Annotated in this window: 19 protein-coding genes; 12 read left to right on the top strand and 7 right to left on the bottom strand. The window is 70.0% G+C overall.

Going from position 1 to position 17,766, the window contains the following annotated elements:
- Positions 1 to 9: 9 nt before the first annotated feature.
- The 3 genes from NKJ47_RS08435 to NKJ47_RS08425 form a co-directional block, all read right to left on the bottom strand.
- Positions 10 to 891, bottom strand: a complete 882-nt coding sequence (locus NKJ47_RS08435; RefSeq protein ID WP_254461019.1) for a sulfurtransferase — start codon at positions 889 to 891, stop codon at positions 10 to 12.
- The gene (locus NKJ47_RS08430) at positions 888 to 1,688 is read right to left on the bottom strand and encodes an NUDIX hydrolase (protein ID WP_254461018.1); all 801 of its coding nucleotides are present in this window, start codon (positions 1,686 to 1,688) and stop codon (positions 888 to 890) included. Before NKJ47_RS08430 ends, NKJ47_RS08435 begins: the two co-directional genes overlap by 4 nt.
- 113 nt (positions 1,689 to 1,801) lie before the next feature.
- Positions 1,802 to 2,503 (bottom strand): FKBP-type peptidyl-prolyl cis-trans isomerase N-terminal domain-containing protein, encoded by a 702-nt coding sequence (locus tag NKJ47_RS08425; RefSeq protein ID WP_254461017.1) that lies wholly within the window; start codon positions 2,501 to 2,503, stop codon positions 1,802 to 1,804.
- 160 nt (positions 2,504 to 2,663) lie between these two features.
- On the opposite strand from NKJ47_RS08425, the gene NKJ47_RS08420 reads away from it, so the two are divergent.
- Genes NKJ47_RS08420 through nth form a run of 3 tightly spaced genes read left to right on the top strand, consistent with a single transcriptional unit; the run spans position 2,664 to position 4,524 of the window.
- Positions 2,664 to 3,446, top strand: a complete 783-nt coding sequence (locus tag NKJ47_RS08420; RefSeq protein WP_254461016.1) for an enoyl-CoA hydratase/isomerase family protein — start codon at positions 2,664 to 2,666, stop codon at positions 3,444 to 3,446.
- 11 nt (positions 3,447 to 3,457) lie between these two features.
- The gene (locus tag NKJ47_RS08415) at positions 3,458 to 3,844 is read left to right on the top strand and encodes a hypothetical protein (protein ID WP_254461015.1); all 387 of its coding nucleotides are present in this window, start codon (positions 3,458 to 3,460) and stop codon (positions 3,842 to 3,844) included.
- A complete protein-coding gene (gene nth, locus NKJ47_RS08410; protein WP_254461014.1) occupies positions 3,841 to 4,524 on the top strand; it encodes an endonuclease III in 684 nt (227 codons plus the stop codon). The genes NKJ47_RS08415 and nth overlap by 4 nt, the downstream gene beginning before the upstream one ends.
- A 513-nt stretch (positions 4,525 to 5,037) precedes the next feature.
- Here nth and NKJ47_RS08405 read toward each other — a convergent pair.
- From NKJ47_RS08405 to NKJ47_RS08390, 4 genes are all read right to left on the bottom strand, one after another.
- Positions 5,038 to 6,600: a SulP family inorganic anion transporter gene (locus NKJ47_RS08405; protein ID WP_429002503.1), complete on the bottom strand. Its 1,563-nt coding sequence runs from the start codon at positions 6,598 to 6,600 to the stop codon at positions 5,038 to 5,040.
- 10 nt (positions 6,601 to 6,610) lie between these two features.
- Complete coding sequence (locus NKJ47_RS08400; RefSeq protein ID WP_254461013.1) at positions 6,611 to 7,300, bottom strand: carbonic anhydrase; 690 nt, start codon at positions 7,298 to 7,300, stop codon at positions 6,611 to 6,613.
- 107 nt (positions 7,301 to 7,407) lie between these two features.
- On the bottom strand, positions 7,408 to 7,725 hold the full coding sequence (locus tag NKJ47_RS08395) for a hypothetical protein (RefSeq protein ID WP_254461012.1): 318 nt from the start codon (positions 7,723 to 7,725) through the stop codon (positions 7,408 to 7,410).
- Between the two features lie 196 nt (positions 7,726 to 7,921).
- Positions 7,922 to 9,172, bottom strand: coding sequence for a porin (locus NKJ47_RS08390; protein ID WP_254461011.1), 1,251 nt, complete (start codon positions 9,170 to 9,172; stop codon positions 7,922 to 7,924).
- Between the two features lie 258 nt (positions 9,173 to 9,430).
- Between NKJ47_RS08390 and pstS (NKJ47_RS08385) the strand changes: the two genes are divergently transcribed.
- From pstS (NKJ47_RS08385) to NKJ47_RS08345, 9 genes are all read left to right on the top strand, one after another.
- The gene (gene pstS / locus NKJ47_RS08385; protein WP_254461010.1) at positions 9,431 to 10,444 is read left to right on the top strand and encodes a phosphate ABC transporter substrate-binding protein PstS; all 1,014 of its coding nucleotides are present in this window, start codon (positions 9,431 to 9,433) and stop codon (positions 10,442 to 10,444) included.
- A 281-nt stretch (positions 10,445 to 10,725) separates the two neighbouring features.
- Complete coding sequence (pstS, locus tag NKJ47_RS08380) at positions 10,726 to 11,823, top strand: phosphate ABC transporter substrate-binding protein PstS (RefSeq protein ID WP_254461009.1); 1,098 nt, start codon at positions 10,726 to 10,728, stop codon at positions 11,821 to 11,823.
- Positions 11,824 to 12,061: 238 nt separating this feature from the next.
- On the top strand, positions 12,062 to 13,036 hold the full coding sequence (gene pstC / locus NKJ47_RS08375) for a phosphate ABC transporter permease subunit PstC (RefSeq protein WP_254461008.1): 975 nt from the start codon (positions 12,062 to 12,064) through the stop codon (positions 13,034 to 13,036).
- Between the two features lies 1 nt (position 13,037).
- A complete protein-coding gene (pstA, locus tag NKJ47_RS08370; RefSeq protein WP_254461007.1) occupies positions 13,038 to 13,904 on the top strand; it encodes a phosphate ABC transporter permease PstA in 867 nt (288 codons plus the stop codon).
- A 19-nt stretch (positions 13,905 to 13,923) separates the two neighbouring features.
- Positions 13,924 to 14,751 carry a phosphate ABC transporter ATP-binding protein PstB gene (gene pstB, locus NKJ47_RS08365; protein ID WP_254461006.1) on the top strand — a complete coding sequence of 276 codons (828 nt, stop codon included), beginning with the start codon at positions 13,924 to 13,926 and terminating at the stop codon, positions 14,749 to 14,751.
- A gap of 130 nt (positions 14,752 to 14,881) precedes the next feature.
- Positions 14,882 to 15,592, top strand: coding sequence for a phosphate signaling complex protein PhoU (phoU, locus tag NKJ47_RS08360; RefSeq protein WP_254461005.1), 711 nt, complete (start codon positions 14,882 to 14,884; stop codon positions 15,590 to 15,592).
- A gap of 160 nt (positions 15,593 to 15,752) precedes the next feature.
- Positions 15,753 to 16,154, top strand: a complete 402-nt coding sequence (locus tag NKJ47_RS08355; RefSeq protein ID WP_254461004.1) for an HvfA family oxazolone/thioamide-modified RiPP metallophore — start codon at positions 15,753 to 15,755, stop codon at positions 16,152 to 16,154.
- Complete coding sequence (locus NKJ47_RS08350; RefSeq protein ID WP_254461003.1) at positions 16,141 to 16,986, top strand: HvfB family MNIO-type RiPP peptide maturase; 846 nt, start codon at positions 16,141 to 16,143, stop codon at positions 16,984 to 16,986. Before NKJ47_RS08355 ends, NKJ47_RS08350 begins: the two co-directional genes overlap by 14 nt.
- Positions 16,983 to 17,729: an HvfC family RiPP maturation protein gene (locus tag NKJ47_RS08345; protein ID WP_254461002.1), complete on the top strand. Its 747-nt coding sequence runs from the start codon at positions 16,983 to 16,985 to the stop codon at positions 17,727 to 17,729. The genes NKJ47_RS08350 and NKJ47_RS08345 overlap by 4 nt, the downstream gene beginning before the upstream one ends.
- Positions 17,730 to 17,766 lie beyond the last annotated feature (37 nt).

Genomic DNA, 17,766 nt, shown 5'->3' with positions numbered 1-17,766 from the left:
GCCGCGCGCCTAGCCGGTGGCGCGCGGCCGCGCCGGATCGGCGATCCAGCCGCTCCAGGAGCCGGCATACACGCGCGCGCCGTGCAGGCCGGCATGCTCCAGCGCCAGCAGCAGATGGCAGGCGGTGACGCCGGAGCCGCACATCAGCACCACCTCGCGCGGATCGCGCCCCTGCAGCAGCGGCTGCAGCTCCGCGCGCAGTTCCTGCGCCGGGCGCAGGCGGCCGTCGCGCAGGTTCTGCGCCAGCGGCCGGTTGAGCGCGCCGGGGACGTGGCCGGGCAGCGGGTCGATCGGCTCCACTTCACCGCGAAAGCGTTCGCCGGCGCGCGCATCGAGCAGCCAGCCCGGCGCCTCGTGCAGGCGCGCGGCGACCTCCTCGGCCGAGACGATGCGCGCCGCGTCGAAGGTCTGCGGATACGGCGGCAACGGCGACGGCGCAGTGGCCGCGTCGGTTTCCGGCAGGCCGAGCCGGCGCCACTCGGCCAGGCCGCCGTCGAGCACGGCGACACGGCGATGGCCGAGCAGGCCCAGCATCCACCACAACCGCGCCGCGGCCATGCTGCCGTCGCCGGCGTCGTAGACCACCACCTGGTGCTGCCGGCCGATGCCCCACTGGCCCAGGGTGCGCGCGAACGCCGCGGCGTCCGGCAACGGATGCCGGCCCAGGCCGCGACGGCCGAGATCGGACAGATCGGTGTTCAGATCGGCGTAGACCGCGCCGGGCAGGTGCGACTGCAGATAGGCCTGGCGCGCTGCCGCGGCGGCGGCGGGGTCGAGCAGTGCCGCCGGCGCGAAGCGCGCATCCACTAGCCGCAGCGCGGGATCGCCGAGCGCGGCGGCCAACGCCGACGCCTCGACCAGGGTGTGCCATTCGAGAGACGCGGTGGTCATGCGGTTTGCTCCAGTCGGCGGCGCAGGTTGAGCAGGATCGCCGCGGTCGCGCCCCAGATCCGCTGGCCGGGCCAGCCGTACTCCAGCACGACCCGCGGGCGTCCGCGGTAATCGGTCTCGATGCTGCGCAGGTTGTCCGGCGCCATCAGATAGGCCAGCGGCACCTCGAACACCTCCGCCACCTCGCCCGGATGCGGCTGCGGCACGAAGCGCGGATCGATCGCCGCGACCACCGGCATCACCCGGAAGCCGCTGATGGTGACGAACGGATCCAGGTAGCCCAGCGGCTCGGCCTGGGTCGCCGGCAGCGCGATCTCTTCCTCGCTCTCGCGCAGCGCCGCGGCCACCGCGTCGGCGTCGCTGGCCTCGATGCGGCCGCCGGGAAAGCTGACCTGGCCGCCGTGGTGGCGCAGGCTGTCGGTGCGCCGGGTCAGCAGCACGTGGGTGCCGTCGGCGCGCGGCACCAGGCCGGCCAGCACCGCGGCTTCCACCGGCGCGCCGTCCGGCAGCAGGTCCTGCAGTTCGTGGTGGTTCCAGCCCGGCCCCGCCGGCGGCCGCTGCAACGGGTGCAGCGCACGCAGCAGATGCGCGCGTTCGGCCAGGCGCTGCGCCGGCGACGGCGACCAGCCGCGGCCCGGCAGCACCTCGTCCATGTAGCGGCGGCGTTCGGCGTCGCTCATGCCGCGCCAGCGTGCGATCTCGTCGCCGCTGCGCAGGCAGCCCACGCAATGGCCCTGCGCATCGAGACGGCAGATACCGATGCAGGGCGTAAGCGGGGCATGCGGAACGGGATCCATCGGATTCGACACCTTGCCAGCCTAGCGCGATTCGTCGGCGCCGTCGTCGCCTGCCAAAAAAAATTGCGCCGGCATCGCTGCCGGCGCAATCGTCGTGCACTGGAGCGGCGTGCTTACTTGACGCTGACCAGCTTGATCTCGAACTGCACCGCCACGTTCGGCGGGAACGGCGTACGCGGGTCGGCGCCGTAGGCCTTGTCCGGCGGCAGGGTCACTTCCCACTTGGAGCCGGCCGGCATCTGCAGCAGCGTGTCGCGCATGGCCTGCATCTCGACTTCGCTGACCTTGATCGCCGGGATCTGCTGCGCCGGGCGCGCCTGCGCCGGGCGCTGGCCGAACGGATACGGACCGGCCACTTCCAGCTGCACCGTGCTGGCCTGGGTCGGCTTGGGACCGGTACCGGCCTCGATCACGCGGTACTGCACGCCGCTGGGCAGCGTCTGCACGCCGGGCTTGGCCTTGTTCTGGGCCATGAACTGGTCGCTCTTGGTCTTGTTCTCGGCAGCGGCCTTCTCGTAGTCGGCCTTGGCCTGCTGGGCGCGGGCCTGCTCGCGCTTCTGGAACGCTTCCACCGCCGGCTTCAGCTGGTCGGCGCTGACCGCCGGCTGCTTCTTGGCGTAGGCGTCCTGCAAGCCCTTCACCACCGCATTGATATCGAGCTGCTCGCCGCGGCCGGTGAGTTCGGCAAGGTTGTTGCCGTAGTCGTAGCCGAAGTAATAGCTCAGCTTGCCCTTCTCGGACGAGGTGTCCTGGGCGAACGCATTGCCGCTCAGGGCGAGGGCCGCGACAGCGACCGCAATAGAACGCAACTTCATCAAACAATTCTCCAGGGTGGTGGCACAGGGCGGCCCGTGCCGCCTGAGATGACGCGTTAGGATAGCCGCCGCGACGCATAACCGCTACCGACGACGCTGCTCTGACTGCTGCGGCCCGCCCAGAGTTCCCATTACTTTTTTTTAACAACCAGGAATGCACATGTCCGGCACGCCGGTCCTCGCCGATACCCAGGGTGCGATCCGCATCCTCACCGTGAATCGAGCCGACAAGCTCAACGCCTTGAATCGCCAGGTATTGCAGGCGCTGGATGCGGCCTTCGCCACGGCCGCCGAGGACCCGCAGATCCGCGTGGTGGTGCTGACCGGCGCCGGCGAGAAGGCCTTCGTGGCCGGCGCCGACATCGCCGAAATGAACGAACTGACACCGGTGCAGGGCCGCGACTTCTCGCAACTGGGCCAGCGCCTGATGCGCCGGATCGAGCGCATGCCCAAGCCGGTGCTGGCGATGGTCAACGGCTTCGCCCTCGGCGGCGGCCTGGAACTGGCGATGGCCTGCCACCTGCGCGTGGCCGCCGAGAGCGCCCGCCTGGGCCAGCCGGAGATCAACCTCGGGCTGATCCCCGGCTTCGGCGGCACCCAGCGCCTGCTGCGGCTGGCCGGCCGCGCCGCGGCGCTGGAACTGTGTCTGCTCGGCGCGCCGATCGACGCGGCGCGCGCGTTGCAACTGGGCCTGGTCAACCGGGTGGTGGCCGCCGCCGAACTGCGCGCGACCACGCTGCAGCTGGCGCAGCAACTGGCCGAGGCCGCGCCGCTGGCGCTGCGCGGCATCCTCGACGCGATCCAGATCGGCGGCGAGAGCGCGATCGAACAGGGGCTGGAGTACGAGACCGCGCAGTTCGGCCTGCTGTTCTCCAGCGAGGACATGCGCGAAGGCACCCGCGCCTTCCTGGAGCGGCGCCGGCCGCACTTCCGCAACCGCTGAGCCCGCGCACGATGTCGCACGCCCCCACGCCCGCCACGCCGCTGCAGTTGCTGCGCTGGATCCTGGACGACGATCTGGACGCCGCGATCGACGGCGGCCTGATGGACTACCGCGGCGACGATCCCGGCGACGATCGCCTGGATCCGGCGCATCCGCAGCTGCGCGCGCAGTTGCGCGCCGCGCAGCACCGCCTGCGCGATGCCTGGGCTGCGCGGGCGCGCTACCGGGCGCGCGCCGCGCGGCTGGAACGCCGCGCCGCGGCACGCCAGGCGCGCCGCGCCGGACCGGTGCCGGCCGCGGCCACAGCAACCGCGCCGAGCGCGCCGGCCCTGCCGGCGGCGGCCGCGGCGATCCTGGCCCGGGCCAAGGCCAAGGCCGCGCAGCGGGGTGGCCGATGAGCGCCACCGCCACCGCGCCAGCGCCAGCGCGGCGCGGACGCCTGCTGAGCAGGGACGAGATCCAGGAGCTGTTCTCGCGCCTGTCCGAACTCAATCCCAGCCCGACCACCGAGCTGGAGTACACCACCCCGTTCGAACTGCTGATCGCGGTGATCCTCTCGGCGCAGGCCACCGACGTCGGCGTCAACAAGGCCACCCGCCGCCTGTACCCGGTGGCGAACACCCCGGCCGCGATCCTGGCACTGGGCGAGGACGGGCTGAAGCGCTACATCTCCACCATCGGCCTGTTCAACGCCAAGGCCAAGAACGTCATCGCCACCTGCCGGATCCTGGTCGAGCAGCACGGCGGCGAGGTGCCGCATGCGCGCGCCGCGCTGGAGGCGCTGCCCGGGGTCGGCCGCAAGACCGCCAACGTGGTGCTCAACACCGCCTTCGGCGAACCGACCATGGCGGTGGACACGCACATCTTCCGCGTCGCCAACCGCACCGGGCTGGCGCCGGGCAAGGACGTGCGCGCGGTCGAGGATTCCCTGCTCAAGCGGGTGCCGGCGCAGTTCCTGCACGATGCCCACCACTGGCTGATCCTGCACGGCCGCTACGTGTGCAAGGCACGCAAGCCCGACTGTCCGCAGTGCGCGATCCGCGACCTGTGCCGGTACAAGGACAAGACGCCGGGGTGAGCGGCGCAGTCGCAGGCAGGCGCGCGCGTCATTGTCTGCACCACAGCCTTGAGCGCCGGTTGGTGCGGGACTGGGGACATCGGCTCCGGCAACCAGCGCGGCACGCGAGGTCCGCCGCTCCGCTCGTCGCGACTGAAGTCGCTCCCACAATGGCGTTCCGCAAGCCGGAACCTGCTGTTGTGGGAGGGGCTTCAGCCCCGACAGCAGCTAACACCCGGAGCCTATCGCTGCGCTCGTCGCGGTTGAAACCGCTCCTACAGTGCTTCCCAAGCCGTCGCCTGCGGCATTGCAGGAGCGGCGTCAGCCACGACAATCTCCGTCGCCGACATCGCCTGCCGCGCTCGCCACGGTCGAAACCGCTAGCGGAACGCCGCCTGATTGCACTGTAGGAGCGGCTTCAGCCGCGACAGTTTCCGTCGCTACACGGCCTCGCCTGCCCGCATCGCGGTTGAAACCGCTCCTACAGGATGTTGTCGACTGGCCAGGCGAAAGCACTGCCGGCCACACCACAGACTACGCCGCACGTTGCCCTTCCACGCGCCGGTCCAGTTCCTTCCAGTCCACCACCAGGGCACAGCCGCGGGCCGCGGCATTGCGGCTCCAGTCGCGCAGCAGTTCCAGGCACGCGTGGTCGACATGGCGCAGTCGCGCCACGTCCAGGTGCAGTTCGGTGTTCGGCGGCAGCCGCTCCAGGGTCCGCGCCATCGTCGGCACGCGCAGGAACGTGGCCGAGCCCTCCAGCGACAGGCGCAGCTTGCCGGCACCGGCGCCGGCACCGTCTTCGTGCGCATGCACCCCGACCGTCAGCCGCGACTGCTGCAGCGCCAGCCGCAGCAGCGACAACGCAAAGCCGATCAGCACGCCGGTCAGCAGGTCGGTGGCGACGATGGCGAAGGTGGTCGCCAGGTAGATCGCGGCGGTGCCGCGGCCGTAGGCGGCCAGTTCGCGCACCTGCCCGAGCTTGACCATCTTCAGCCCGGTATAGACCAGGATGCCGGCCAGGCACGCCACCGGCGTCATCCGCAGCAGCCACGGCAGCAGCAACGCGAACACCAGCAGCCACGCCGCGTGCAGCATGGTGGACACGCGCGTCGCCGCGCCGGCCTGCACGTTGGCCGCACTGCGCACGATCACCCCGGTCATCGGCAACGCGCCGAGCAAACCGCACAGCATGTTGCCCACGCCCTGCGCGGCCAGTTCGCGGTCGTACTGGGTGCGCGGGCCCTGGTGCATGCGGTCCACCGCCGCCGCCGACAGCAAGGTCTCGGCGCTGGCGATGAAGGCGAAGGTGAACGCCGACAGCAGCAGCGTGGCGTCGAACACGCCGAGCATGTCGTCCAGGCTCGGCACCCGGATCGCCGAGAGCAGGTTGGCCGGCACGTCGACCTTGCGCACGTCCAATGCCTGCACCTGCACCAGCGCGGTCATCGCCACCACCGCCAGCAGCGCGCCGGGCACGAAACGCAGGCGCTGCGGACGCAGCCGCTCCCACGCCAGCATGATCGCGATGGTGCCCAGGCCGACCAGCAAGGCGGCGCGGCCCACGCCGGCGTCCAGCGCGCGCCACAGCGCCGTGGGCAACGCGGCGAAGTTCTCCAGGCCGCGGGCCTTCGGCGCCGCATCCAGCAACACGTGCGATTGCGAGGCGACGATCAGGATGCCGATGCCCGAGAGCATGCCGGCCACCACCGCCGGCGAGGTCATGCGGAACCACACGCCGGCCCGGCACACTCCGGCCACCAGCTGGATCGCGCCGGCCAGCAGGATCACCGGCCCCAGCGCCGCCACGCCATGCGCGCGGACCAGTTCGAACACCAGCACCGCCAATCCCGCGGCCGGGCCGCTGACCTGCAGCGGCGAGCCGGCGATCAGCCCGACCACCAGGCCGCCGACGATGCCGGTGATCAGCCCGGCGGCCGGCGGCATGCCCGAGGCGATCGCGATCCCCATGCACAGCGGCAACGCGACCAGGAAGACCACCACCGAGGCCAGCAGGTCGCGGCCGAAGGCGCCGCCGCGCAGGTAACGGGCCAGCGCGGAGGCGCCGGCCGGAGCGTGCTCTGTCATGGTGTGCATGGGCGGCTCCTCAGACGGCGACGTTGCGCAGGGCCGGGGCCAGGCGCGGCCGCGGCGTGGCATCGGGCGGGCGCCGCCCGGCTTCCGGCAGCAGCGGCAGGAAACGCCCCTGCTCGACATCGAAGGCGCGGATCTCGCCATGGCCGATGTCGTAGATCCAGCCGTGCAGACGCAGCGTGCCGCGCGCCAGCCGCGCCGCCACCACCGGCTGCGTGCGCAGGTGGTCCAGCTGCGCCACCACGTTCTCCTCGGTCAGGCAGTGCAACGCGTCCTCGCCATGCGCGGCATGGCCGTGCTGCGCGGCGACGTGGCGTGCGCTGTCGGTGTGCTTGAGCCAGGCGGCCACGGTCGGCACGTCCTGCAGCGCGGCGGGATTGAGCACCGCCTTCATCGCGCCGCAATCGGTATGGCCGCAGATCACGATGTGCTCGACCTGCAGCACCGCCACCGCGTACTCGATCGCCGCGACCACGCCGCTGACGTGCTGCGAGTACGGCGGGACCACGTTGCCGATGTTGCGGTAGACGAACAGCTCGCCGGGCTGGGCGGCGAACATCAGTTCCGGCATCACCCGCGAATCGGCGCAGGTGATGAACAGCGTGTGCGGGGTCTGGCCGGCGGCGAGTTGCCGGAACAGTCCACGCTGGCGCGGATAGACCTCGTTGCGGAAGTGGCGGAAACCGTCGAGCAGACGTTGCATGGGGGGATCTCCAGGCACGGGGGGACAGAGGCCGCACCGCATTCGGTACGACGCAGACGCAAGCAGCAGCACAGCAGGATCGGCATCGCCAGCGGCGATGCGGGGCGTCAGGCGACGGCGGGAGGACGCAGCGCCGGGCGCCGATAGCCGCGGCAAGGCGCGGCCGCCGGCCCCGGCAAGACAGGCCGGATCAGGGGCAGTGGCGGAAACAGCGCGGGCGCGACCGCGAGCGGCACGTCGTGCGGGTCTGCATCGGCGGCTGGCGCTTCCAGCTCGGGCGGGTCGAGGTCGATGTCAGCGTCGACTTCGCTGGCGCAGGCGCTCGCGCACAGCGCCACCGGTGCCGCCGCCGCGACCGATCCTGCACGGATCGCGGACAGCGCCAGCAACGCGGACAACACCAGCATGGACAGACGAGCGAGCATGCCTCGACAGTAGGAAGGCGCCTCGGCGATGACAAGTGCTGCGCCGCACAATTTGCCGCATCGTCCACCGCTGTCGACGCGAACCGTGAAGGCCACCCCGGGCACTGTCGCGCCGCGGGTGCCTGCGTGATCGCGACGCAAAAAAGAAGGCGACGCAGTGCGTCGCCTTCGGGTACAGCGTGCGCGGTGGCGCCGATCAGAACGACAGGTCGCCCCAGACGCCGAATTCCTTGGTCTCCACGTCGGTCTTGGCGCTGGCGTTTTCCTGGTGCGTGTACTTGTACACGGTGGCCAGCTTCAGGTTCTTCAACACCGGGAACTCGACGCCGACGTTCCAGTACTTGTCGTTGAGGGTCGGGTCGATGGTCTTGCTCAGGTCGGTCTTGTCGTAGCGGGCGAAGGCGTTGATGCCGCCGTCGGTCAGCGCCACGCTGCCCCACACCGACCAGCCGCTGGACTTGTCGCTCGCCGCGGTCAGCACGTTGTTGAGGTTCTTGGCCTGGAAGTACTCGCCGCCCAGGCGGAAGTTGGAGTCGGCGTAGGCGACCATCGCGTCGGCGCGGGTGTAGTCGTGCTGCGCGTCGAGGATGTCGGTTTCCTTGCCCAGCTTGCCCGAGTAGGCGCCGACGGCGATGGCCAGGTTCTGCATCGGCATGTAGGCGACGCGGCCTTCCACGTCCATGCCCTTGCCGCGGGTCGGGTTCTTGTAGCCGGCGCCGTTGACCACCGACATCGCGTAGTTGACCTGCGAACCCAGGTCGCCGAAGGCATGCAGGCCCCAGTCGGAGGAGTTGGCGTACTTCAGGCGGTCGGTCAGGGTGTTCTCGACGTAGCGGTAGCCGTAGAACTTCTCGACGAACGGCACCCACGGCATGTCGGCGGCACCGATGCGCAGCGCGAAGGCGTCGTCGAACTTGCCCTGCACGTAGGCCTTCTTGACGAACAGCTGGGTGTTGGACAGCGCCGAGCTGTACTGGAAGTCGGTGGTCAGGTTGGCCGACCAGATCTCGTTGAAGCTGTGGTCGACGGTCAGGTAGAAACGCTTGACGTCCAGGCCGGTGCCGCTGGCGGCGGTCTTGGCGCCGCCGCTGGTGCGGTCGATGTTGGTCAGGTCGAAGAACATGCGGCCGCCGATCTTGTTGTCGTTGACCAGCTTGGCGAGCTTGTCGACCTTGGCGGCGCTGGCCTGCGCCGATTCGGTCGCCTGGGCCTGCACGACATTCACTTCCGACTGCGCGTCGGACTGCGCCTGCAAGGCCTCCGACTGCGCCTGCAGCTGCTGGACCTGGGTCTGCAGCGCTTCGATCTGCGCCTGCAGCTGTTGCAGCTGGGCAGCGCTGACGGCGGGCGGGTTGCTGCTGGCCTTGGCCTTCGCCGCGAACGCCTGCGGCGCCGACGCCAGGCCGAGGCTGGCGAGGATCGCCGTGGCGAGAAGATGAGAACGCATTGGGATGTCTCCGATGGGTGGTGGCAGGGTGGTATGGGTGCGGTGCGGCCCCAGTGCGATGGCCCGACCATTTGTAAAGATTCCGTCAAAGACATGACGTTTTTGAGTCAGCTTCGTGTCGGAACGAAGGCATCCCCGCCCGGCCTGGTTGTCACCGGACTGACATCCGGTTTTCTTCAGACGTTCATGAAAAAGTCTTGGAATGCAGCCGATGCCGGCAGGGGTGCCGACATCCCACCTATTTCAGGAGTTCTCCCGATGCGTTCCCTCAAGCTCCGACTGCTGGCAGCCGCCGCGGTCGCTTCGTTTTCGCTCGCGGCGCAAGCCACCGATGTCACTGGCGCAGGCTCCAGCTTCGTCTATCCGGTGCTGTCGAAGTGGTCGGCTGCCTATGCCGAGAAAAGCGGCAACCGCGTCAACTACCAGTCGATCGGTTCCGGCGGCGGCATCGCGCAGATCCAGGCGGCCACGGTCGATTTCGGCGCCTCCGACAAGCCGCTGAGCGGCGCGGAGCTGGACAAGTTCGGCCTGGGCCAGTTCCCGGTCGTGATCGGCGGCATCGTGCCGGTGTTCAACGTGGCGGGCGTGGCCCCGGGCGCGATGAAGCTCGACGGCACCACGCTGGCCAACATCTTCCTCGGCAAGATCAGCAAGTGGAACGACCCGGCGATCGCCGCGCTTAACCCGGGCCTGGCCCTGCCCGACCTGAAGATCACCATCGTGCACCGCTCCGACGGTTCGGGCACCAGCTTCAACTTCACCAACTACCTGTCCAAGGTCAGCCCGGAGTGGAAGAGCAAGGTCGGCGAAGGCACCGCCGTGCAGTGGCCGGCCGGCATCGGCGGCAAGGGCAACGAAGGCGTGGCCGCCTACGTCAAGCAGATCCGCGGCGGCATCGGCTACGTCGAGTACGCCTACGCGCTGCAGAACAAGCTCAGCTACGCCGGCATGAAGAACGCCGCCGGCCGTTTCGTGATGCCCGACGACAAGACCTTCTCCGCCGCCGCCGCCACCGCGGACTGGAAGTCGGCCAAGGACTTCAACCTGATCATGACCAACGCCCCGGGCCAGGACGCGTGGCCGATCACCGCCACCACCTGGGCCATCATGTACAAGAAGGCCAAGAAGCCGGTGTCGTCGAAGGCCGCGCTGGACTTCTTCAAGTGGTCGTTCGAGCAGGGCCAGGCGCAGGCCAAGGCGCTGGACTATGTGCCGCTGCCGGAGCCGCTGGTCAAGCAGATCGAAGCCTACTGGGCGCAGAACATGAAGTAAGCCGGCGTCCCGCCCGTGCCGGCGCACTCGCCCGGCACAGCGCGACACCCGCAGGCGCGGACCGCAGGGTCCGCGTCTTTTTTGTCCCCGATCGCGAGGCCTTGCCGGTCCGCCATCGGCACCCGCCAGCCGCATGGCATACGCCTGCGGAATGGCGCGCCCAGCGCATCCCGTGATGGCGTCCGCCAACCACCTCGCAAGTCATCTGGCTGTAACAAAAATATCATTTCATAGCGAGCATCCGCCGGATGTCCCGGCGCTCTTCGCTACGGAGTGACCCCATGAAACTGCAGCCGGCACGCATTGCCGTCCTGTCCCTCGCCCTGGCCTTCGCCGTCACTGCCTGCCAGCCCGGCAACGGCGACAAGCAGGGCGCCGCCGACGCGGCAGGCGGGACGCCCGCTGCTGCCCCGGCCGCCGGCGCCAAGACCACGGCGGAGATTTCCGGCGCCGGTGCCTCCTTCATCTATCCGCTGATCTCCAAGTGGTCGGCCGACTACAACGCGGCCACCGGCAACAAGATCAACTACCAGTCGATCGGCTCCGGCGGCGGCATCGCCCAGATCAAGGCCGGCACGGTCGATTTCGGCTCCTCCGACAAGCCGCTGGACAGCGCCGAACTGGCCGCGGCCGGCCTGGGCCAGTTCCCCTCGGCGATTGGGGGGGTGGTGCCGGTGGTCAACCTCGACGGCATGGACGCGGGCAAGCTGCGGCTGACCGGCCCAGTGCTGGCCGACATCTTCCTGGGCAAGATCAGCAAGTGGAACGACCCGGCGCTGACCGCGCTGAACCCGGGCGTGACCCTGCCCGACACCAAGATCAACCTGGTGCACCGCTCCGACGGCTCGGGCACCAGCTTCAACTTCACCAACTACCTGTCCAAGGTCAGCCCGGAGTGGAAGGGCAAGGTCGGCGAAGGCACCTCGGTGCAGTGGCCGGGCGGCGTCGGCGGCAAGGGCAACGAAGGCGTGGCCTCGTACGTGCAGCAGATCAAGGGCGCGATCGGCTACGTCGAACTGGCCTACGCGCTGCAGAACAAGATGCCGTACGCGTCGATGCAGAACGCCGCCGGCAACTGGGTGCAGCCCAACGCCGAGAGCTTCGCCGCGGCCGCCCAGTCGGCCGACTGGGCCAACGCCAAGGACTTCAACCTGGTCATCACCAACGCCACGGGCGCGCAGGCGTGGCCGATCACCGCCACCAACTTCATGCTGATGCACAAGCAGGCCAAGGACCCGGCGCGCAGCAAGGCGACCCTGGACTTCTTCAAGTGGGCCTTCGAGAAGGGCCAGCCGCAGGCCGACGCCCTGCACTACGTACCGCTGCCGCCGGCGCTGGTGCAGCAGATCGAAGCGTACTGGGCCAAGGAGTTCAAGTAAGCGCGACACCGCTTCCGCCCTTGTCGGCGGAAGCACGCGCGCGGACGCGTGAGGCGTCGCGCGCGCGCCGGCACCGGCGCTGCACCGTGCAGCGCCGGTCGCCGTCTCGGCATCACGTACTTCGGACTTTCGGGTTCCCGCCTGTGCGGGAGCGACGCAGCCACCCACCGCGCGCGGCCCCCCCCGCCGCGGCCACGATCGGATCGCGCCGCCGCGCGCTCCGACACATACCGAGCCCATGAACGCCACCGTCATTCCCGAAGCGATCACCGCGCCCCGCGGACGCGACCTGCGCGACGCCCGTGCCGACCGTCTGTTCCGCTGGATCCTCACCGCCACCGTCGTGTTCGTCCTCGTCGCCCTGGCCAGCGCGGCGCTGTCGATGCTGTGGGGCGGCCGCCACGCCCTGCAGTTGCAGGGCCTGAGCTTCTTCTATTCCAGCGAATGGAATCCGGTCGAGAACAAGTACGGCGCGCTGGCGCCGATCTACGGCACCCTGGTCACCGCGCTGATCGCGATGCTGATCGCGGTGCCGGTGAGCTACGGCATCGCCTTCTTCCTCACCGAGGTATCGCCACGCTGGCTGCGCGGCCCGATCGGGACCGCGATCGAACTGCTGGCCGGCATTCCCTCGATCATCTACGGCATGTGGGGCCTGTTCGTGCTGGTGCCGGTGATGACCGAGTACGGCACGCCGTGGCTCAACGACCACCTCGGCACGCTGCCGCTGATCGGCCCGATGTTCCAGGGCCCGCCACTGGGCATCGGCCTGCTCACCGCCGGTTTCGTGCTGGCGATCATGGTGATTCCGTTCATCTCCTCGGTGATGCGCGAAGTGTTCCTGACCGTGCCGACGCGGCTGAAGGAATCGGCCTATGCGCTGGGCTCGACCAGATGGGAAGTGAGTTGGGACATCGTGCTGCCCTACACCCGCTCGGCGGTGATCGGCGGCATCTTCCTGGGCCTGGGCCGCGCGCTCGGCGAGACCATGGCGGTGGCGTTCGTGGTCGGCAACACGGTGCGGCTGTCGCCGTCGCTGCTGGAGCCGGGCACCACCATCGCCGCGCTGATCGCCAACGACTTCGGTGAAGCCACCGAGACCTACCGCTCGGCGCTGCTGCTGCTCGGCTTCGTGCTGTTCATCGTGACCTTCATCGTGCTGGCGATCGCCCGCCTGATGCTGGCGCAACTGTCGCGCAAGGAGGGCAACTGAGATGGCCGCCGACGTCGCCCACCGCCTGTACAACCGCCGCCGCGTGGTCAACGTGTTCGCGCTGCTGCTGTCCTGCCTCACCGCACTGTTCGGGCTGGTGTTCCTGGGCTGGATCCTGTGGACGCTGCTGGCCAAGGGCATCGCCGGCATCAACCTCGACCTGTTCACCCGCATGACCCCGCCGCCTGGCGAAGAAGGCGGCCTGGCCAATGCGTTCTTCGGCAGCGCGGTGATGTGCGGCCTGGCGCTGCTGATCGGCACCCCGCTGGGCGTGGCCGCCGGTACCTGGCTGGCCGAATACGGCAACGCGCGCAAGACCGGCCAGGTGGTGCGCTTCGTCAACGACATCCTGCTGTCGGCGCCGTCGATCGTGCTCGGCCTGTTCGTGTACACGTTGTACGTGATGCAGACCGGCGGGCGCTTCTCGGCGCTGGCCGGTGCGCTGTCGCTGGCCTTCATCGTGCTGCCGGTGGTGGTGCGCACCACCGACGAGATGCTGCGCCTGGTGCCGGCGCAGATGCGCGAAGCGGCGCTGTCCTTGGGCATTCCGCAATGGAAGGTGACCATCCAGGTGCTGTATCGCAGCGCCTCGGCCGGCATCGTCACCGGCGTGCTGCTGGCGCTGGCGCGGATCAGCGGCGAGACCGCGCCGCTGCTGTTCACCGCGTTCGGCAACCAGTACTGGAACAACAACATCATGCAGCCGATGGCGAGCGTCCCGGTGGTGATGAACTCCTTCGCCGGCAGCCCCTACCCCACCTGGCAGCAACTGGCCTGGTCGGGCGCCCTGGTGCTGACCGTGTTCGTGCTGCTGGTCAGCCTCGGCGCGCGCGGCATTCTGCGGCGCTACAAGACATCCAACGATTGAGCCCCCTATGGACCCGGCCATGAACGATCACCACAACGCCGCACCGATGCACCGCATCGCCATGCCCCATGGGCACACCGCACTGGCGCCGTCGCCGGTCAAGATCGCCGCGCGCGGCCTGGACTTCTACTACGACAAGTACCACGCGCTGAAGGGCATCAACCTGGAAGTGCCGGAGAAGCGCGTCACCGCGCTGATCGGCCCATCCGGCTGCGGCAAGTCCACCCTGCTGCGCATCTTCAACCGCATCTACGCGCTGTACCCGAAGCTGGAGGCGCGCGGCGAAGTGATGCTGGACGGCGAGAACATCCTGTCGCCGAAGTACCCGATGAACCGCCTGCGCAGCAAGGTCGGCATGGTGTTCCAGAAGCCGGTGCCGTTCCCGATGACCATCTTCGAGAACGTGGCCTACGGCATCCGCCACCACGAGAAGCTGTCCAAGGCGGACATGGCCGACCGGGTCGAGCACGCGCTGCGCCAGGGCGCGCTGTGGGACGAGGTCAAGGACAAGCTCGGGCAGAGCGCGCTGGGCCTGTCCGGCGGCCAGCAGCAGCGCCTGTGCATCGCCCGCGCGGTGGCGCTGCGCCCGGACGTGCTGCTGCTCGACGAGCCGACCTCGGCGCTGGACCCGATCTCGACCAGCCGCATCGAGCAATTGGTGGAAGAGCTGAAGAACGACTACACCATCGTCATCGTCACCCACAACATGCAGCAGGCCGCGCGCGTGTCCGACTACACCGCCTTCATGTACCTGGGCGACCTGATCGAGCACGACCGCACCGAAATCATCTTCTCGCAGCCGAACAAGCAGCAGACCGAAGACTACATCACCGGCCGTTTCGGCTGAGCCGCTGCGGCCGCCGCTGCCTCGCCGCAGCGGTCGCGCCCTTCCCGCGCGGGACGGGCGCACGGCGACGCCAGCACCGCACCGCCAGGCATGGCCGCGGCGACACCAACGCACTTATTGGACCTACCACATGAACACTCAGCCCAACGAGCACATCGTGAAGAGCTACGACGAAGAACAGCATCGCCTCGCCGCCGAGATCGTGCGCATGGGCGAGACCGCGGTGGCGCAGTTGGAAGCGGCACTGGACGTGGTCGAACGCCGCGACGACAACGCCGCGCTGCGTATCGTCGTCAACGACGAAGCGATCGACGCGCTCGAGCATTCCATCAGCCATGACGTGATGCGCCTGGCGCTGCGCGGGCCGATGGCGCGCGACCTGCGCGAGATCCTCGCCGGCCTGCGCATTCCCGCCGACGTCGAACGCATCGGCGACTACGCCGCCAACGTGGCCAAGCGCTCGATCGCGCTGAACATGTCGCCGCCGATGCCGCAGACCCTGGGCCTGCGCCAGCTCGGCAAGCTCGCCGCCGAACAGGTACGCGCGGCGCTGGCCGCCTACCAGCACAACGACGCCGACGCCGCGCTGCGGGTACGCCAGGGCGACGCGCAGCTCGATGCGCAGTACACCGCGCTGTTCCGCGAGCTGCTGACCTACATGATGGAAGACCCGCGCAACATCACCCCGTGCACGCACCTGCTGTTCATGGCCAAGAACCTGGAGCGGATCGGCGACCACGCCACCAACATCGCCGAGAACGTGTGGTTCCTGGTCCACGGCGACCAGCCGCTGCCGCCGCGCGACAAGCGCGACGAGACCAGTTCCACCAGCGGCATCTGATCCCGCCGCGCGAACCAGCCAGGCGCCGCTCCGCCGCCGGGCGTCTCCGGCGCGCCGTGCGCGACGGGGCCTGTCGCGTCGTCGCGCACCGCCGCATGCAGCGCGCGGCGGCAACGGGTAGGCTTGGCGGACTCACCCGTCCATGGCCAGGAGCCCGCGCATGTCCACCACCTCTCGTCCGTCCTCCGTGCTCGCCGGTGCGGTCCTGCTGGGCGGGATCGGCCTGTCCGCTTCCGCCCTGGCCATGACCGACCTGGCCCAGGGCTATGCGCTGGGCGCGCAGGCCGCCGCCACGCCGCCACAGGGCGCGCAGGCCAGCGCGCAGGCCGCGCCGACACCGGCGTCGCCGGCGCAGACCACCCAGGCCGCCGATCCGGCCAAGGCCAGCGAAGGCGGCTGCGGCGCCAAGGCCGGCGACGGCAGTTGCGGCGCGCACGCGCCGGCGGCGACACCGGCCAAGCCCGCGGCGGCCGCTGCCGCGGCCACGCCCCAGGCCAAGCACGACGACAAAGGCATGGCCGAAGGCAAGTGCGGCGAGGGCAAATGCGGTGGCAGCCACTGAATCGCGGCCGCTGGCCGCGGCCAGCGCCGGCCTCGGGCTGCGCCGCGGCCTGCTGCAGGAGTTGCTGCAGGCGCCGGCGGACGCGTTCGATTTCCTCGAATGCGCGCCGGACAACTGGATCGGTGTCGGCGGCCGCCCGGGGGAACTGCTGCAGACGCTGAGCGCGCGCCATCCGCTCAGTTGCCACGGCCTGTCGCTGTCGCTGGGCGGCGTGGCCGCGCTGGACACCACCCTGCTGCAGCAGACCCGGCAGTTCCTCGACCGGCATCGGGTCGCGCTATACAGCGAACACCTCAGCTACAGCGCCGACGACGGCCAACTCTACGAACTGCTGCCGCTGCCGTTCACCGACGAGGCGGTGCGCCACGTCGGCGCACGCATCGCCCAGGTGCAGGACGCGCTGGGCCGCCGCATCGCGGTGGAAAACGTGTCCTATTACGCGGCGCCGGGACAGGCGATGAGCGAAGCCGCCTTCGTGACCGCAGTGCTCGCCGAGGCCGACTGCGACCTGCTGCTGGACGTCAACAACGTGCACGTCAACGCCTGCAACCACGGCGACGACGCGCTGGCCTTCCTCGCCGCCATGCCCAGCGCGCGCATCGCCTCGTACCACGTCGCCGGCCACCGCGACGACGCCGCCAGCGGGCTGAAGATCGACACCCATGCCGCGCCGGTGGCCGACCCGGTGTGGGCGCTGCTTGCCGCCGCCTACCGCCTGCACGGGGTGCGCCCGACCGTGCTCGAGCGCGACGGCCAGTTCCCACCGCTGGGCGAGCTGCTGGACGAAGTGCAGCGCATCCGCGCCGTGCAGGCGCAGTCGCCTCACGCATGAGCGAGACCCTGCGCGCGCAGCAGTTCGCACTGACCCTGCATTTGCGCGATCCGCAGCGGTACCCGCCGCCGGCGGACATCCCGCCGCGGCGGCTGGCGGTGTACCGCGCCCTGTTCTTCGACAACCTGGCGCAGCTGCTGGGCGGGCAGTTCCCGGTCCTGCGCGCCACCCTCGGGCAGGCCGACTGGACGGCGCTGCTGCGCGCGTTCTGCGCCGAGCACCGCGCTCGCACGCCGCTGTTCCCGCGCCTGGGCGAGGAACTGGTGGCGTTCCTGGAGCAGCGCCCGCCCGATCCGCAGCGTCCCTGGCTGGCCGAGCTGGCGCACTACGAAACCGTGGAACTGCAGGTGCAGATCGACGATGCCGCACTGCCGCCGCACGATCCGCAGGGCGACCTGCTCGACGGCATCCCGCAACTGTCGCCCTGGCTGCGCCTGCTGCGCTATCGCTGGCCGGTGCAGCGCATCGGCCCGGCCTGGCAGCCGGACACGGCGCCGGCGCAGCCGACCTGCCTGCTGGCGCGGCGCGAGGCCGACGGCCAGGTGCGCTTCGCCGAACTGGCGCCGCTGGCCTACGCCGTGCTGGCGGCGCTGCAGCCCGGCACGCGCAGTGGGCGGGCGCTGCTGCTGGACCTCGCCGCCGCGCACGGCCTCGCACCGGACGCCCTGCTGCACGAGGGCGCGGCCCTGCTGGAGCGGCTGCGCGCGCAGGGCAGCGTGCTCGGCACGCGTCCGCCGGGGTGACGCGGCGGCGGCCGCCCGCCGCGCTCTGCTAACCTTG

The organism is Xanthomonas sacchari (genome assembly GCF_024266585.1).
Lineage (GTDB): Bacteria > Pseudomonadota > Gammaproteobacteria > Xanthomonadales > Xanthomonadaceae > Xanthomonas_A > Xanthomonas_A sacchari_C.
The sequence above is the reverse complement of the archived record's forward strand: the minus strand, read 5'-3'. Positions and strand labels throughout refer to the sequence as shown.

Bases quoted from the DNA above. Each gene is read 5' to 3' on its own strand.
- NKJ47_RS08435 (WP_254461019.1), bottom strand. From the start codon at position 891: ATGACCACCGCGTCTCTCGAATGGCACACCCTGGTCGAGGCGTCGGCG.
- NKJ47_RS08430 (WP_254461018.1), bottom strand. From the start codon at position 1,688: ATGGATCCCGTTCCGCATGCCCCGCTTACGCCCTGCATCGGTATCTGC.
- NKJ47_RS08425 (WP_254461017.1), bottom strand. From the start codon at position 2,503: ATGAAGTTGCGTTCTATTGCGGTCGCTGTCGCGGCCCTCGCCCTGAGC.
- NKJ47_RS08420 (WP_254461016.1), top strand. From the start codon at position 2,664: ATGTCCGGCACGCCGGTCCTCGCCGATACCCAGGGTGCGATCCGCATC.
- NKJ47_RS08415 (WP_254461015.1), top strand. From the start codon at position 3,458: ATGTCGCACGCCCCCACGCCCGCCACGCCGCTGCAGTTGCTGCGCTGG.
- nth (WP_254461014.1), top strand. From the start codon at position 3,841: ATGAGCGCCACCGCCACCGCGCCAGCGCCAGCGCGGCGCGGACGCCTG.
- NKJ47_RS08405 (WP_429002503.1), bottom strand. From the start codon at position 6,600: ATGCACACCATGACAGAGCACGCTCCGGCCGGCGCCTCCGCGCTGGCC.
- NKJ47_RS08400 (WP_254461013.1), bottom strand. From the start codon at position 7,300: ATGCAACGTCTGCTCGACGGTTTCCGCCACTTCCGCAACGAGGTCTAT.
- NKJ47_RS08395 (WP_254461012.1), bottom strand. From the start codon at position 7,725: ATGCTCGCTCGTCTGTCCATGCTGGTGTTGTCCGCGTTGCTGGCGCTG.
- NKJ47_RS08390 (WP_254461011.1), bottom strand. From the start codon at position 9,172: ATGCGTTCTCATCTTCTCGCCACGGCGATCCTCGCCAGCCTCGGCCTG.
- pstS (WP_254461010.1), top strand. From the start codon at position 9,431: ATGCGTTCCCTCAAGCTCCGACTGCTGGCAGCCGCCGCGGTCGCTTCG.
- pstS (WP_254461009.1), top strand. From the start codon at position 10,726: ATGAAACTGCAGCCGGCACGCATTGCCGTCCTGTCCCTCGCCCTGGCC.
- pstC (WP_254461008.1), top strand. From the start codon at position 12,062: ATGAACGCCACCGTCATTCCCGAAGCGATCACCGCGCCCCGCGGACGC.
- pstA (WP_254461007.1), top strand. From the start codon at position 13,038: ATGGCCGCCGACGTCGCCCACCGCCTGTACAACCGCCGCCGCGTGGTC.
- pstB (WP_254461006.1), top strand. From the start codon at position 13,924: ATGAACGATCACCACAACGCCGCACCGATGCACCGCATCGCCATGCCC.
- phoU (WP_254461005.1), top strand. From the start codon at position 14,882: ATGAACACTCAGCCCAACGAGCACATCGTGAAGAGCTACGACGAAGAA.
- NKJ47_RS08355 (WP_254461004.1), top strand. From the start codon at position 15,753: ATGTCCACCACCTCTCGTCCGTCCTCCGTGCTCGCCGGTGCGGTCCTG.
- NKJ47_RS08345 (WP_254461002.1), top strand. From the start codon at position 16,983: ATGAGCGAGACCCTGCGCGCGCAGCAGTTCGCACTGACCCTGCATTTG.